Origin of the sequence: Affinundibacterium fentianense, assembly GCF_018139545.1 — a bacterium.
In the GTDB taxonomy this organism is placed as follows: domain Bacteria; phylum Pseudomonadota; class Gammaproteobacteria; order Burkholderiales; family Burkholderiaceae_D; genus Undibacterium; species Undibacterium fentianense.
This window is the reverse complement of record NZ_JAGSPJ010000003.1, coordinates 332,032-349,152: the sequence shown is the minus strand read 5'-3', so window position 1 is coordinate 349,152 and position 17,121 is coordinate 332,032. Positions and strand designations below refer to the sequence as shown.

10 protein-coding genes are annotated in these 17,121 nt (G+C 47.5%); 2 read left to right on the top strand and 8 right to left on the bottom strand.

The features are described from left to right. Positions 1–68 precede the first annotated feature (68 nt). The 3 genes from KDM90_RS09230 to KDM90_RS09220 form a co-directional block, all read right to left on the bottom strand. On the bottom strand, positions 69–3,185 hold the full coding sequence (locus KDM90_RS09230; RefSeq protein ID WP_212675308.1) for an efflux RND transporter permease subunit: 3,117 nt from the start codon (positions 3,183–3,185) through the stop codon (positions 69–71). 9 nt (positions 3,186–3,194) lie between these two features. Continuing rightward, a complete protein-coding gene (locus KDM90_RS09225) occupies positions 3,195–4,340 on the bottom strand; it encodes an efflux RND transporter periplasmic adaptor subunit (RefSeq protein WP_212675307.1) in 1,146 nt (381 codons plus the stop codon). A gap of 411 nt (positions 4,341–4,751) precedes the next feature. After that, positions 4,752–5,711, bottom strand: a complete 960-nt coding sequence (locus KDM90_RS09220) for a sulfite exporter TauE/SafE family protein (RefSeq protein WP_212675306.1) — start codon at positions 5,709–5,711, stop codon at positions 4,752–4,754. A gap of 303 nt (positions 5,712–6,014) precedes the next feature. Between KDM90_RS09220 and KDM90_RS18295 the strand changes: the two genes are divergently transcribed. Next, positions 6,015–8,471 carry a sensor histidine kinase gene (locus tag KDM90_RS18295; protein ID WP_212675305.1) on the top strand — a complete coding sequence of 819 codons (2,457 nt, stop codon included), beginning with the start codon at positions 6,015–6,017 and terminating at the stop codon, positions 8,469–8,471. A gap of 21 nt (positions 8,472–8,492) precedes the next feature. Here KDM90_RS18295 and KDM90_RS09210 read toward each other — a convergent pair whose 3' ends face one another. From KDM90_RS09210 to KDM90_RS09190, 5 genes are all read right to left on the bottom strand, one after another. Further along, the gene (locus KDM90_RS09210) at positions 8,493–9,119 is read right to left on the bottom strand and encodes a DUF4395 domain-containing protein (protein WP_212675304.1); all 627 of its coding nucleotides are present in this window, start codon (positions 9,117–9,119) and stop codon (positions 8,493–8,495) included. Between the two features lie 229 nt (positions 9,120–9,348). Continuing rightward, a complete protein-coding gene (lpdA, locus tag KDM90_RS09205; RefSeq protein ID WP_212675303.1) occupies positions 9,349–11,457 on the bottom strand; it encodes a dihydrolipoyl dehydrogenase in 2,109 nt (702 codons plus the stop codon). A gap of 15 nt (positions 11,458–11,472) precedes the next feature. Further along, positions 11,473–12,804 (bottom strand): dihydrolipoyllysine-residue acetyltransferase, encoded by a 1,332-nt coding sequence (aceF, locus tag KDM90_RS09200; RefSeq protein ID WP_212675452.1) that lies wholly within the window; start codon positions 12,802–12,804, stop codon positions 11,473–11,475. Positions 12,805–12,981: 177 nt separating this feature from the next. Then, the gene (aceE, locus tag KDM90_RS09195) at positions 12,982–15,675 is read right to left on the bottom strand and encodes a pyruvate dehydrogenase (acetyl-transferring), homodimeric type (RefSeq protein WP_212675302.1); all 2,694 of its coding nucleotides are present in this window, start codon (positions 15,673–15,675) and stop codon (positions 12,982–12,984) included. A 292-nt stretch (positions 15,676–15,967) separates the two neighbouring features. Further along, positions 15,968–16,276: a hypothetical protein gene (locus tag KDM90_RS09190; RefSeq protein WP_212675301.1), complete on the bottom strand. Its 309-nt coding sequence runs from the start codon at positions 16,274–16,276 to the stop codon at positions 15,968–15,970. On the opposite strand from KDM90_RS09190, the gene folD reads away from it, so the two are divergent. After that, positions 16,275–17,120 (top strand): bifunctional methylenetetrahydrofolate dehydrogenase/methenyltetrahydrofolate cyclohydrolase FolD, encoded by an 846-nt coding sequence (folD, locus tag KDM90_RS09185; RefSeq protein ID WP_212675300.1) that lies wholly within the window; start codon positions 16,275–16,277, stop codon positions 17,118–17,120. The two genes, KDM90_RS09190 and folD, sit on opposite strands and share 2 nt — an antisense overlap. Position 17,121: the final 1 nt, after the last annotated feature.

Here is a 17,121-nt window from a genome sequence, read left to right as displayed (position 1 = left end):
TCGCGCAGCGAAAAAGTAAGTGCTGCATTGTGGTCTGCTTTTTCCGCTGCGTAAAACAAAAGAACAATTTATGCTGGTCGCATTGCTTTGAAGATTCGCTGAAGCCAATGCTCAAAATCATCCACATAGGTAAACACCGCTGGCACAACCAATAAGCTCAGTAAAGTCGATGTAATCAAACCGCCAATCACAGCAATCGCCATTGGTGAACGAAAACTTGGATCCGCCCCCCATCCCAGAGCAAGAGGCATCATACCCGCACCCATCGCAATCGTTGTCATAATGATAGGCCGACTGCGTTTATGGCACGCATCCACTAGTGCCGCAAATCTATCCATACCTGCACCGCGCGCGATGATCGCATAGTCAACCAACAGGATAGAATTTTTTGTGACTATGCCCATAAGCATAATTAATCCAATCATGGATGGCATTGATAGTGCTCGTCCTGTCAACAATAAAGCAACGAATGCACCACCTATACTGAGTGGCAACGCGGCCAAGATTGTCGCGGGTTGTAGAAAATCTTTGAACAACAAAACCAATACGCCATAAATGCACAAGACCCCAATCAGCATGGCGATTCCAAAACTAGCAAACAGTGCTTCCATCTCTTGCGCATCGCCCAATTCAGCGATACTAACCGAGGGCGGCAAATTCTTCATCGCGGGCAATGCTCGCGCCTCTTCATTTACTTCACCTAATTGACGCCCACCCAACTCAACATCTAATGTCACATTGCGGCTGCGATTCAATCGATCAATTTGCGCAGGCCCCGAATCCATACTCACAGATGCAACACTACCAATCATCACCGGCCCATTTTTACCTGGAACTGTGAGACGTTCTATCGCGGACAAATCTGCGCGAACAAAGTCTGGAAGTTTGACTCGAATCGGAACTTGACGTTGAGCTAGGTTCATCTTTGAAAGTGCCATATCATAGTCGCCCGCCGTCGCTACACGCACAGTTTCTCCAATACTATCTGCAGTGACTCCCAGATCAGCAGCTCTTGCCATATCTGGTTTAACAATGATTTCAGGTCGAACCAAAGATGCGCTTGAGCTCACATTGCCAATACCTTTTAAGCCCCGTAACTCACGCTCAACTTGACGTGCTGTTTCTATCAATGCTAAGGGATCCTCACTCTTTAACACGAGTTGCAACTTGACTCCAGTATCTGCTGGGCCCACTGAAAATTTAGCGCCGGAAATGGCATTCATTTTTTCGCGAATCAAATTATCAAGGTCAGACATGCTTTGCTTTCTTTGATCACGGTGAACTGCCGTGACCGTCAGCACAGCACGCCGCGCTTCTGCAGCAGCCCCCGGAGCAAATGCATCGCCACTCGATCCACCGCCAATTGAACTAAACACACCAACAATCCCTTTGACCGACATTACGGCAATTCGTGCTTGCTCAGCTACTTCACTAGTTTCACTTAAAGTACTTCCAGGCGGCAGTTCGATATTAACTTGGGTCTGCGCACGATCGGATGGTGGAACAAACCCCGTCGGGAGCAACCCCACCAAGGCAATCGAAGCGACAAAGAAAAGCGCTGCTGAAATAACCGTAATTAGGCGGTGTCGTAAACACCACTGCATCGTTGCCATATATTTTTGCATCATCCAGCTATCTGGTTTGTCATGCAAATTACCAGTAGCATCCCTTTCTGGCGCTTTCAAAATATACGCGGCCATCATGGGCGTAAGCAAACGCGCAACCACTAGCGACGCCAAGATTGCAATCACTGCGGTCCAACCAAACTGCTTAAAGAAGAGACCTGGGACTCCCCCCATAAAAGCTGTTGGCAAAAATACGGCAACCAAAGCAAACGTTGTCGCAATGACCGCCATTCCAATCTCATCCGCTGCTTCAGTCGCGGCCTCCATCGGCGATTTTCCCATCTGCAAATGGCGCGCAATATTTTCAATCTCAACGATCGCATCATCGACCAAGACACCCACAACCAAAGCCAACGACAAGAGCGTTACCGTATTGAGCGTATAGCCAAAATACTTTAAGCCCAAAAAGGTTGGGATGACGGACAGTGGCAACGCAGCTGCTGCCACGAGCGTTGAGCGCCAATCACGCAAAAACCACCAGACTACCAACACAGCGAGTAAGGCACCTTCATACAACAATTCCATCGAGCCTTTAAAGTTTTCCTCAACAGGTTGTGCGTTATCAATCGCGTGCTTAAACAAATATTTTGGATTGTTCGACTGCAATTCAGCGATTGCCAATCGGGTTCCATTGGCGACATCAACCTCCGATGCACCTTTGGTGCGAAAAATTTCGAACCCCACAACCGATTTGCCATTATAAGTGGCACGCGCACGCGGTTCGCTAACAGTATCCTTGACGTTCGCAACCTGATCTAAGCGAATATGCCGACCATCTGGCAATGGAATATCCATTCGCGCTAACTCTTCCGCAGACTTTACCGTGGCAATCGTTCGCACCGCTTGCTCCGCTCCACTCACGTCTCCACGTCCTCCTGGCGCTTCTTTCTGCACAGTTTTCAAGCGTCTCGAAACATCCAGTGCTGATACTTTCAATGCAGCCATCTTATCCGCATTTAATTCAATGCTAACTTCGCGATTCACTCCCCCCATGCGCTTCACAGCACCAACACCTGGCACAGCACGTAATCGTTTAGAAACCGTATTATCGACAAACCAACTTAACTCTTGTTCATCCGGCGTTGTATTGTCACCAGCGACTTGTTGCCTCGATTTTGCAAGATCAGGCTCGACCGTGTAAGTCAAAATAACCCGACCCGCCGTCGACATTTTTGTCACCGTGGGATCACGCATTTCACTTGGCAAGTCCGCGCGGACGCTCGCAACCGCATCGCGCACTTCGTTGACAGCATCAGACAAAACCTTTTCAAGAATAAACTCAACTGTGATTGACACACTTCCATCGAGCACCTTGGTGTACACATTTTTAACGCCTTGCAAACTCGCTACAGCATCTTCAATCTTGCGAGCGACTTCTGTTTCAAGTTGCGCGGGTGCAGCACCCGGCAAGCTTGCGTTAACCATCACCAAAGGAAGTTCAATATCAGGAAAATCCTGCACTATCGTACTGCGAAACGACAAAATACCTGCCAAAGTCAATAAGGCAAACAACATAATTGCAGGAATTGGATTCTTGATAGAAAGCGTAGAAAAATTCATGTTACGCCTCTATTTCTTTTGACCAGAAACAGGTGTTTCAACCAATTGCACCAAATCACCATCATTGAGAAAACCAACGCCACTGGCAGCAATTTGCGAGCCGACGCTGATGCCGTTGACAATCTCAATTTGCTCGACACCATTTACTAGACTTCTTTGTCCAGTCTGCACTTTAACTTGCGTTACGCGGCGATCTGGATTGATTTTAAAAACAAAGCTAAATCCATCTCGCACGACCACAGCCTGTTGTGGCACGATGAATGCTGCAGCACTTCCTAAAATGAATTCGCCTCGAGCAAACATTCCAGCTTTGAACGCCTGATCCGACTTTTTATCTTTCGAAGGAACTATATCCACATAAACCAAACCGGTACGATTGCTGACTTCAACGGTTGGCCCGATCACACGCACTCTCCCATTTGCCAATTCACCATTTGGCGCAATTAAATTGACACGCATTCCCTTTGTGATTTTACTTAGTTCAGCAGATGTCACTTCAGCTCGCCATTCAAGGCGTGCTTGTCGAATGAGTTTGAACAACTCTGTGCCATTCCCTATCACCGCACCGACAGTCGCACTGCGGGCTGAGATTAAACCGCTATCAGGTGCCAAGACTTGCGTGTACTTTAAACGTAGTTGTTGAACATCGAGAACTGCTTTAGCGGCAGAGACTCTTGCTTTCGCAGTTTGTTCCGACGTCAAATATTGGCCAATTTGTTGTTTACTGATCGCACCACTCGCCTGAAGTCCGCGCGCTCTGTCTGCGTTATTGCTTGCTTCTAAGGCAGTCGCCTCGGCCTCTGCTAGTGCTGCTTTTGCCTGAGCGATGTCCGCTAAAACCGACTCATTGGCAAAACGTGCCAACAACTGCCCTTTACTCACCATATCGCCGACATTCACGAGTACCTCTGCGATCCGCAGGCCACTCGATTCAGAACCAATGCTGGCTTCTTGCCAAGCCGCGATATTGCCATGCGCGGCTAACTTGGTTTCCAAATTTGCTTGACCAATTTTAACCGCCGTCACTGTCAATGCAGGTTTTGAGGAGGTAACAGGACCGACTTTGGCCGAGCTTGCATTTTGCGCGTCTGCACCATGATGAATGAAACTTAAAGTAAATCCAGCCAATCCAACTGCAATCCATTTCATGTTCATAAGCACTTCCTTTATTCAAATAATCAATTGCTTCATTTTTGCAATATCTCAGTATGGAGTTAGACGCATGCGTCACTCGCAACACAGCAGAACGCCATCGCTCAATCAGAATGAACTAAGTGGAAAGCAAAGTTTAAGAAGAAACTGCTTGAAGTCGACATCATTCATCAGATGTCCCATTAGAGCGTATCTGTGTCACTGACGATTAAGCGCTAGCAAGTCTAGTCGCATCACACCAGCACAAAACTGTCATTCGCAATGGCAGTCGCCTTAGAATTTCAACTAAGTTTGTGATGCGTACAGCGATGTGACGAACTTTTTTCCTAGTCGCTATGCTAACAGCAATTCAAATAGCTGTTTCGACCTGATAGAAAAAACCAGAAAAATATATTACTTATTGATTTGAGAAAATCACTCCTTTTGACCAGAATGGATTGATTTGAATCGTTCTGTCCAAGCTGACCAAATTAGACTGAGTGCAACACCGAAAACAACGAGCACTACAATCCATCGAACATAATCTAAAGGCAAAGATTTAACAAGGTAAGCTGCTATCAGCACTGCTGGCACTCCGCCAAGGGCAATACCAAGGGCTGTCGATACTTGATACTTTTGATTATTGATAAATCCCAAGCTGCTTATCGGCATTAAGAAAGCGCACGATCCCATCATGATTGGAAAGGCTGCCAGCGGACTCATACCCAATAGGCTTACCATGATCATGCAGGGTGCATAGAGCCCTATTCCCAAAGGCATCAGCAGACCCAAGGCAAAGTTACCAACGACACCAACCCACCAGCGCCACCCCGTTAGCTCAAGTGCGTCTAAGCCAGTCGGCAGCAGACCTAGCAGGGAACTCAGCATGATTAAGGCAGCGAGCAACATGGCAGCCCCCATCCCCAGCCGAATATGGAATCGTGGTAGACCTCCGACTATTGATGTTCCGAGCCACGCGCCACCACCAGCAGCAACGATCATGGGTAATAGCGTACCCGGCGCGACATCGACAATCTGGATAAAAATTAATGCTTGCGTTATGGTTCCTAGCGTATGTCCAACGTTCAAAGTGCCCGGAATTAATTCATCTGGCACTAATTTCCCTAGGCGAAAAAAAGCTGTGCTCGGAGCAAATGATCCAATCCCCAAAGTATCAAAGAAATCCGTCACTGCACCAATCACGATTTCAATTGGACGTGGGATCGACCAAGCGATATTGAGTTTGCGCATCTGTCTTAAACGCCAGCCCCAGACCAAAATAAAACCAATTGCAGAGCTCGCAAATACAATCAACAATGCGAGTCGTAACTCACTTTTTTGGACTGTGCAGCCGGACAAATTCAACAGCCCGATAGTGAGTAGGATTTGTTTCATTGGATACTTTTTCATTGAGCTCGGCCAAGATAGCAAGCGAAGCGAATAATTTAGGAAATGTGAGCACCGATAAAATGTTCTGACCAAGGGTCAGCTAATTGCAAGCTACACCACTTTAATATATCTATAAAATATGTGCGAGTATCCATGCAGCGCATTTCAAATGCAAGTGCTTTCCGCTATTTGAACGGAACTTGCAACAAACCGCGAATTTCTTGTGAGTGCACCACCGAAACCACAATTCAGTGTGAAAAAATACGAGTAGAATCGAAATAATCAATGCAGCTATCTTGAGAATTTATCGTGACCGACTCACTCAGCTCCGAAGCCACTTCTCATCGCCTTTCACGTCAAGTTGTTCTTGGCCTGATCTTATTTAGTTTGATGGCGCTGTATGCGAATGAGCACTGGATGAAACGCTATCTGACGATTGGCGCCAATTCCACCTATCCCGTATCCGTGATCGATGATAGGCCGGAAGGCGGGGAAAGCATCGCGAAGTTTGAACAAACTCAGGAGGGATACGAACTTGAATGCCAAATCTCAATGGTCTATCAATGGCCATTTTGTGAACTTGCATTTGAATTGAGCGGTAATGACCAAGGAATTAATCTCAATCAATACGATACCGTTAAGTTACAAATTCAAAGTGAAGGGCCTGCCTCAAGTCGCTCCGTTCGCGTTTTTCTACGTAACTTTGATCCAGCCTATTCACAAGCTAATTCTGCTCGAAGTTTGAAGCCACATGAGGTCGTGTTCGATCCTAGCCAGTCCGCTGGAACAGTTGAATTTCGCCTCAATCAATTTATGGTCGCTTCGTGGTGGACTCAACAAAATCCAACTGATATTGCCCACCTCGGGCCGCAACTTGAGAATGTCACGACACTGAGTTTCATCACTGGTGGCAACGTCGTCGCCGGAAAATACAAAATTCGTGTCAAATCTGTGGAGTTTGTCGGGCAATGGATTTCAACCGAGAGCTTTCGCTTATTCGTTATATTCGCGTGGCTAACAGGGATAGCACTCTATCTTATTTGGGGCTGGCGACAATCACGTATTGAACTACGAGAATCCGATCGATTAAAACGCGAACTTGCTCGCAGCAATGAAATACTAGAAAGCCGCGTTGAAGAACGGACTCGCGCCCTCGCAGCAAGTAACTCTCGACTGATCGAATCACTACAGAGTCTGGAAGGAACACGCTATGAATTGGTACAAAATGAAAAAAATGCAGCCTTGGGTGCTTTAGTTTCCGGCGTCGCACATGAATTGAATACACCAATTGGTAATGCACTTCTTGTCAGTAGTACCTTGTCGGATAAATTGAAAGAATTAGAAATCATCAGTGAGACCCGATTTACGCGGAAAGCCCTGAACGACTTTTTTACTGACGCGTTTCGCGGAACCGCAATTTTGCAACAAAATTTAGAGCGAGCGGCCTCACTCATCAGTAGTTTTAAACAATTATCCGCCGACCAGCATTCGGAACAACGCCGTCAATTTAATCTTGCAGACGTTGCTGAAGAAACTTTGCTGGCGATGTTACCGACTATCAAGCAAACCGGACATACGATACGAATTGACATCGATAAAGGGATTCAGATGGATGCGTATCCGGGTCCATTGAGCCAGATCTTTATGAATCTTATCAATAATGCTTTACTACATGCATTTGAGAACATTGAACACGGCAACATGATCTTGCGGGCACGACTCCTCAATCAAACCCATGTCGAAATTCGTTTCAGCGACGATGGAAATGGCATCCCAGCAGCGATCTTACGTCGCGTATTCGAGCCCTTCTTCACAACAAAATTGGGAAAAGGAGGAAGTGGCCTTGGAATGCATTTAGCCCACACTGTCGTTACGCAGATATTTGGCGGGAAGATCGACATCGAATCGATTCCGGGCGAAGGAACAAGCATACAAATGCACCTGCCTTTAGTTGCGCCTCAAGTTAGCCAAAGCTTGCTAAAGATTGGGGTCCCAAAGGATGTACTGGAGGATTACCAACTTTTCTTAGATGGTCGAGATATCAACGTAATCACAGAATTTTCTGGACCCAATAGTCGACGCGATGTCGTAGAACTAGCATTTTTTATTCAGGCTTTGAATACTGTCTGGCCAGACGCACAGTTTGAAATAATCCCAGTCGATAGTTATGCAAACGGGATAGAACAATTACGTGTCGCAAGTATCGCGGCCCTCGCCACGACTTGTTGGCTTTCAGATCTTGAGATCTACTCTACAGAAATTTGCATTTCCGATGCGATGATTGATGAAGGTGAATCATTAGTCGGCATCTACACTCAGGCACACAATATTCACGCCCTCGAATGTAAGTCTCTAGCAGACCTGCAAAACCTACGATTAGTATCAAATCGTGATTGGAGCGCAGATTGGAAGACACTAGAACAACTTGGGATTAAGCATTGTCTTGATGTAAAAACATGGCGTCAGATGGTATATATGGTGAGCAGTGGCGAGGTCGACGCTCTTCTATCGCCCTTCACTCTCCATACATCCATGAAAATTAGTTTAGATAATTGCGAACTACTTCCTATCCCAGACTTACGCATTGCGCTTCATGGCTCCCGACACTTTGCAAGTAGCAAAACCATACAGGGGCAGGCAATTGCTGAGCACGTTTTTCCCGAGTTAAAACGGCGCAAACAAGCACACAGTCTGACGCAAGCCCTGAGTGAATGTGGTTTTTTCAATGCACAAACAAGGTCTTGGCAAACTCTCAATCCTGAATGACTTTTTATCGTTTTTTTAAACTCAAACTAAGTTATCAGGACGTCGCACTTCGCAACTTGCACCCGCACACATATCAGATTTCAAATCAAGTAATTTATAAATGTGGCAGCCAGCACAATAGCTAAAAGTAGACTCCATCCAAGTAAATAGAACACATACACCACAAATGAGTTGCGTCGTTAAGCCATTTTTTTCTGTCCAGAATAATGTTGCAACGACACCAGAAAGAATAATTCCGATTGTCCAAGCAAAACGCTTAGGGATAGCAGAAACCCACTCAGCTTGCATTCCCAAAACACTTTGTGTAATCCAATTTGAGAGCACGAGCGTCGGTGAAAACTGTACACCAGCACATACCCGCAAAACAAAATCTAAAAATGAGTAACTCGCGAATAAAGTAATCGGCAAAAACATGCCATAGAAAAACGCGGCACAAAAAACCAACATCGCCAACATCATTGTCAATCCAGCGGACGCACGAACCGCTCGCTCATCGACAACGCCCTGTTGTATCAATTCTGCATGCGCAATCGCATTGGATAAATATGGATCTTGACGAAATGTTTTAAGCTCGTACAACTTGCCCGAATACTTTAGCAAATCTCTCTGGTAGCCATAACTTGGATTGGTAAAAAACTGTTTTAGCATTTTGTCTCAATGTCTCTTGTCATAATTGTGGCCTAAACCAAACGCACCAATTTTCAAGACTCGAATATTACTGAAAATTAAAATAAATTGCTGATATTTCTTTTCGTTTTCTCGTCAATTAAAGAGCGCCAAACCAATAGTTCTTTGCTACAAAAATCAAAATAAAAAACCCTGATGCCTTACGACATCAGGGTTAAATTACGTCACAACTGTAATTGGACCGTATCGATTACTTCTTGCGCTGCGGCGGCAAATCGGTACAGACGCCTTTGTAAACTTCGGCTGCCATACCAATCGACTCACCCAAGGTTGGATGGGGATGAATGGTTTTGCCGATATCCACCGCATCAGCCCCCATCTCAATCGCCACTGCGACTTCACCGATCATATCGCCAGCATGTGTACCGACGATACCGCCACCAATAATGCGTTTGCTTTCGGCATCGAAAATCAACTTGGTGAAGCCTTCAGCGCGGCCATTCGCGACAGCGCGACCAGAAGCGGCCCATGGGAAAACGCCTTTCTCGATCGCCATGCCTTTGGCTTTCGCTTCGTCTTCGGTGACACCAACCCAAGCTACTTCAGGATCGGTGTAAGCCACAGAAGGAATCACGGTCGCATCAAAGAATGCTTTGTGTCCGGCCGCTGCTTCCGCTGCCACGTGCGCTTCATGCACAGCTTTGTGAGCCAGCATCGGCTGGCCAACTAAATCGCCGATCGCAAAAATATGCGGCACGTTGGTGCGCATTTGCTTGTCGACATGAATGAAACCACGATCTGTCACTGCCACGCCAGCTTTGTCGGCGGCGATTTTCTTACCGTTCGGACTACGCCCCACCGCCACCAAAACCAAATCGTAGAGCTGTGGCGCGGGTGCAGTTGCACCGGCTTCCGCTGCTTCAAACGTGACTTTGATTCCCTCAGGCAGTGCCTCGACACCGACAGTCTTAGTTTTGGTCATTACATTATCGAAGCGATGCTGATTATGCTTCTGCCAGACCTTGACCATATCGCGGTCAGCACCTTGCATCAAACCATCCATCATTTCGACGACATCAATGCGAGCACCCAAAGTGGAATATACCGTCGCCATTTCTAAACCAATGATACCGCCACCGATGACCAACATACGCTTCGGGATTTGGCGCAATTCCAATGCGCCAGTACTGTCAACGATACGTGGATCTTCTGGTACGAAAGGCAGCTTCACCACAGAGGAGCCAGCAGAAATAATCGCCTGTTTGAACTGCACGACTTTCTTACTGCCATCAGCCGCTGTCACTTCGATGTGATGTGGGCTCACGAATTGTCCGAGTCCTTGCACAACGTTTACTTTACGTGCCTTAGCCATACCCGCTAAACCACCCGTCATTTGTTTGATGACACCATCTTTGTGCGCACGCAAAGCATCAAGATCAATTTGCGGCTTGGCGAATGTTACGCCATGACCTGACATCGCCGCGGTTTCATCAATTACTGCGGCTACGTGTAACAAGGCTTTGGATGGAATACAGCCAACATTTAAGCACACGCCGCCCAAGGTCGAATAACGCTCGACCAATACCGTACTCATACCAAGATCCGCAGAGCGGAAGGCCGCAGAATAACCACCAGGCCCCGCACCCAACACCATCATGTCGCATTCGATATCGACGGTGCCAGCATAGCTTGATGCCAGTGGCGCAGCGACGGCAGGTGCGTTTACTGTAGGTGCAGGCGCTACAGGCGCTGCAGCAACTGCCTGTCCAACTGGCGCGGAAGCAACGCCTTCCACCACGATCAGCAAACTACCTTCGGCAACTTTATCACCCACTTTGACTTTTAATTCTTTCACGACACCAGCATGGCTCGATGGAATTTCCATACTCGCCTTGTCCGACTCAACCGTCACCAAAGACTGATCGACTTTGACCGTATCGCCTACTTTCACCATCACTTCGATGACTTCGACTTCTTTAAAATCGCCGATATCGGGCACTTTGACGTCGATTGGGCCACTAGAAACGGCGGGAGCCGCGGCAGCAGCAACTGGGGCCGCAGCGGAGGCTGGAGCTGACGCCGCCGGTGCAGATGCCGGTGCAGATGCGGGTGCTGCAGCACCGGCCGCTTCGACTACGAGAACGATGCTACCTTCTGCAATCTTATCGCCCACTTTCACTTTCAGCTCTTTGACGACACCCGCGTGACTAGACGGGATCTCCATACTCGCCTTGTCAGACTCAACGGTAATTAAGGACTGATCAACTTTGATCGTATCACCAACCTTAACCATGACCTCGATAATTTCGACTTCTTTAAAGTCACCGATATCAGGGACTTTGACTTCAATTGTACTCATCGTCTTGGCTCCTGATTACAACATGGTTTTACGCAAATCAGCGAGAACATCCGCCAAATAGGCTGTGAACTTCGCCGCCATCGCACCATCGATCACGCGATGGTCGTAGGACAAAGACAATGGCAACATCAAACGTGGAGCGAATTGTTTGCCATCCCATACTGGTTTCATCGACGATTTGGACAAGCCAAGAATCGCGACTTCCGGTGCATTAATGATTGGTGTAAACGCGGTACCGCCGATACCGCCCAAAGACGAAATCGTGAAGGTCGCGCCTTGCATGTCAGCAGGCTTCAATTTGCCATCACGCGCTTGTGCAGAGAGCTCGCCCATTTCATTGGCGATTTGCGATAATGTTTTTTGATCTGCGTTTTTAACCACTGGCACCACCAAACCGTTCGGCGTATCAGCTGCGAAACCGATGTTGTAGTACTGCTTCAAAATCAAGTTTTCGCCAGTAGCATCGAGTGATGAATTAAACGCTGGGAACTTCTTCAACGCAGAAACACTCGCCTTGATCACGAAGGCCAACATCGTCAATTTCACGCCCGACTTAGCCAAGGCCGCGTTCGAAGATTTACGGAATTCTTCGAGATCAGAAATATCTGCTTCGTCAAATTGCGTGACATGAGGAATCATGACCCAATTGCGGTGCAAATTCGGGCCGCTGAGTTTCTTAATACGTGACAATGGATGCGTTTCAGTCGCACCAAACTTAGAGAAATCGAGCGATGGCCATGCTAAGAGATTCAAACCTGCGCCGCTACCATTTGTACTTGCAGCGCTAGCAACTGGCGCACTCGCAGATCCAGCGATCACTCCCTTAACATAGTTTTGCACGTCTTGCTGCGTAATACGACCTTTCGGTGCAGTGCCTGGAACTTTGCTCAAATCAACGCCGAGTTCACGTGCAAATTTACGGATCGAAGGCGATGCGTGCGCTTTACCTGCCGGCGCCGTTGCCACTGCAGCCGCGCTTGCGACTACGGGTGCAACGGAAACTGGTGCGGCAACAGGTGCAGGTGCTACTGGCGCTGCTACTGCGGCAGGGGTCGGAGCAACCGCAGCTGGAGCTGGCGCTGCTGGCGTAGATGCTGGTGCCGCTGCACCGTCAGCGTCAACGATCACCACTAAGGAGCCTAGGGCCACTTTATCACCGACTTTAACTTTGACTTCTTTTACTACACCAGCATGACTCGATGGAATTTCCATACTGGCTTTATCTGATTCAACAGTGATCAAGGATTGATCGACCTTGATGGTGTCACCCACTTTGACCATCAATTCAATCACTTCAACTTCTTTAAAATCACCGATATCCGGCACTTTGACTTCTACTGTACTCATCATTTTCTCCATTTATTCCCTCTCCCTTCAATAGGGGGAAGGCTGGGGTCAAGGCTAATTAACTAAGCGCTCTCGTAGCTCTTGTAGGGCGGGTGCAACCCGCGCTGCTAAGGTGCTCAATCTGTGGGCGACGCGGGTTCCACCCGCCCTACGATCTCGCACCGAACCTAACAAAAACTAAACAGTCACCGGATTGGGTTTGTTTGGATTGATACCGTATTTCTCAATTGCTTGCGCCACCACTGAAGCAGAAATCGCGCCCTCGTCTGCTAAGGATTTCAATGCTGCGATCGTCACGAAATAACGATTAACTTCAAAGAATTCACGCAATTTCGCACGGCTATCGGAGCGACCGAAACCATCCGTACCCAAGACTTTGTAGCTACGATCTTTAGGAATGAATGCACGCACTTGTTCTGCATAGACACGCATGTAGTCAGTAGATACAACGATAGGACCGGCTGTATCTTTCAAGCATTCAGCAATATAAGGGACGCGTGGTGTTTCGGTTGGGTGCAACATATTCCAACGTTCTGCATCTTGACCGTCACGCGCCAATAATGTGAAGGATGGTGCAGACCAAATATCGGCTGCAATGCCCCAATCGTTTTGCAACAAATCAGCGGCGGCGATCACTTCACGCAAGATCGTTCCAGAACCCAAGAGTTGCACGCGATGTTTGGTTTGCGCTTCCGATTTCTTGAAGGAGTACAGACCTTTGATAATGCCTTCTTCTTGACCAGCAACCAAACCAGGATGAGCGTAGTTCTCGTTCATCACCGTGATGTAGTAGAACACGTCTTCTTGGTTCGTGACCATACGACGCAAACCATCATGAATAATGACTGCGACTTCATGCGCAAATGTAGGATCGTAGGGTACGCAGTTTGGAATCGTCGATGCCATCACATGGCTATGACCATCTTCATGTTGCAAGCCTTCACCGTTCAGTGTCGTACGACCCGCAGTACCACCGATCAAGAAGCCACGTGCACGCATATCCGCTGCGGCCCATGCCAAATCGCCGATACGTTGCAGACCGAACATTGAGTAATACGTGTAGAACGGAATCATCACGCGGTTGTTGGTCGAGTAAGAAGTCGCTGCTGCGATCCATGAACTCATACCACCGGCTTCATTAATCCCTTCTTGCAAAATCTGACCGGCTTTATCTTCGCGGTAGTACATGACCTGATCTTTATCAACTGGTTCGTATAACTGACCAACTTGACTGAAGATACCGATTTGACGGAACAAGCCTTCCATACCAAATGTACGAGACTCATCAACCATGATAGGCACAACGCGTTGTCCCAAACTGCTATCACGCAGCAAAGACGTCAATACGCGTACATAAGAAGCTGTCGTTGAAATCTCACGCCCTTCTGCGGTTGGTTCCAACATTGCTTGGAATGCAGACAATGGCGGCACGACTAATTGCTCATCCGCCTGTTGACGGCGTTGTGGTAAATAACCACCGAGTGCTGCACGACGTTCGTGCAGGTACTTCATTTCTGGCGTGTCGTCAGCTGGTTTGTAAAATGGGATATCTGCCAACTTCTCATCCGCGATCGGCAACTGGAAGCGATCACGTACTGACTTAATCGTTTCGTCGTCGAGTTTCTTCGTATTATGTGCCGTGTTACGCGCTTCACCTGCTTTACCGAAGCCGTAACCTTTAATACTCTTGGCCAAGATCACCGTTGGTTGGTCAACGCTTTCTTGTGCGACCTTAAATGCTGCGTAAATTTTGTGTGGATCGTGACCACCGCGTGTCAAACGCCAGATATCGTCGTCCGACATATGCGCGACCATCGCCAAAGTACGTGGATCTTTGCCGAAGAAGTGGGAACGCACATAGGCGCCATCTTTCGCTTTGTAATTCTGATATTCACCGTCCACGGTTTCCATCATGATCTTACGCAACGCGCCTTCTTTGTCTTTCGCCAGCAATTCATCCCAACCAGAACCCCAGATCACTTTAACCACATTCCAGCCTGCGCCACGGAAATCAGATTCGAGTTCTTGAATGATTTTGCCATTGCCGCGCACTGGGCCGTCCAGACGTTGCAAATTACAGTTCACCACGATCACAAGGTTATTCAACTTTTCACGACCGGCCATACCAATCGCGCCCATGGATTCTGGTTCATCCATTTCACCGTCGCCGCAGAATGCCCAGACCTTACGTTTTTCCGTATCAGCGATGCCACGTGCGTGGAGATATTTCAAAAAGCGTGCTTGGTAGATGGCCATCAATGGGCCCAAGCCCATAGAGACCGTTGGGAATTGCCAGAAATCTGGCATCAATTTTGGATGTGGGTAAGAAGACAGACCTTTGCCATCGACTTCACGACGGAAGTGCAACAACTGATCTTCGCTCAAGCGACCTTCGAGGAAAGCGCGAGCATAAATACCTGGAGAAGAGTGACCTTGGATGTACAGCAAGTCACCACCGTGATCAGCTGTCGGCGCATGCCAGAAGTGGTTAAAGCCGATACCCAACATGTTAGCCAAAGAAGCGAAGCTCGATAAGTGACCACCTAAATCACCATCGAGACGATTCGCTTTCACCACCATCGCCATCGCATTCCAACGCATGTAGGAACGCAGGCGCTCTTCGATTTCCAAATTACCTGGGCAATGTGCACCTTTATCGGCAGGAATCGTATTCACATAGGCCGTATTACTGGAGAATGGGATATTTGCACCGCGACGGCGTGCCAAATCCATCATACGTTCCATCAAATAGTGAGCGCGATCTGGGCCTTCCGTATCAATCACAGACTCTAGCGCATCAAGCCATTCATTGGTTTCGATCACGTCGGGATCATTCACGGCTTGCGCCAAAATTTGGTCTATCTGTGACATACGGTCTCCTCATGGATAAAGGTCATGTGTTCTGGTGGCGACTGCTCACGTCGTGCAGAGCTAGTACCGCCTTTACACTGTTTAGTTTTACGCAAGCTTGTGCGAAATGTGAAAAATTCTCAAGCCTTTTTCAAGGCGAAAACGACTCTCGATTTTTTGCATCGGGGACATTCTAACAGCACTTTTCTCAAATTTCAAATTACGATATGTGATTTCATATTGTGATATTCGTGATGCAATGCAACATACAAGCTTCTATGTAAATTGCTATGATTTGTGAAGTCAAACCTGCTCATTTATTTCCTAAAATAGCAGAATGCTTGGCGAATTTCGGAACACATTTCATAGCCCAACCAACAATTTTGGTAATAAAAAGAAACACTTTCGAAGTCACAAAAAAGCCACGTCGATCTGGATAAGCAGATTCACCTCTGAAGTCAGAATTTTTAACTTTTTTTCGCCGAGTTTGATCAAGAAAGTTAGCAACTATTAATACGTCTGGTCGCCATCCTTTATAATCACGCTTGATCCATTTTTTGCCATCCGCCGACCTTGTCGTATTTTTTTCAAGTGTCCGCCTCTTTTCGAGCACAAATACCATGACAGCACAAATCATCAGTGGCACCCAACTTTCTCAGCAAATCCGCGAAGACGTGACCAAACGCGCAGCAAACTTAACTGCAAAAGGAAAACAACCAGGCCTCGCGGTCATTTTGGTTGGCGACAATCCCGCCTCACAAGTCTATGTACGCAACAAAGTCAAAGCATGCGAGGACTGCGGCTTTTACTCAGTCCTTGAAAAATATGATGCATCCTTAAGCGAAGTTGACCTTTTGGCACACATCGATCGCCTCAATAATGATCCAAAGATCAATGGTATTCTGGTGCAATTGCCTTTACCTGCGCACATCAATGCGAATAAAGTGATTGAAGCAATTGCCGCTGAAAAAGATGTAGATGGCTTTCATATCAGCAATGCTGGTTTGCTAATGACAGGTCAGCCTTTATTCCGCCCTTGCACACCGTATGGCGTGATGAAGATGCTGGAATCTATCGACTACCCAGTACGTGGCGCGAATGCGGTGGTGGTTGGTGCTTCAAATATTGTCGGCAAACCGCAAGCCATGTTGCTCTTGCAAGCAGGCGCAACCGTCACCATATGTAATTCCAAGACACGTGATTTGGGCGCCCATACACGCAATGCCGACATCCTCGTGGTCGCCACAGGTAAGCGCAATATCGTCACTGCCGACATGGTGAAACCGGGTGCGGTCGTACTCGACGTCGGCATGAATCGCGACGATGAAGGCAAATTGTGCGGCGATGTGGATTACGCGAATGTCAAAGAAGTCGCTAGCTACATTACGCCAGTACCAGGCGGCGTCGGTCCAATGACGATCACGATGTTATTAGTTAATACGATAGAAGCTGCTGAAAGAATTTAAT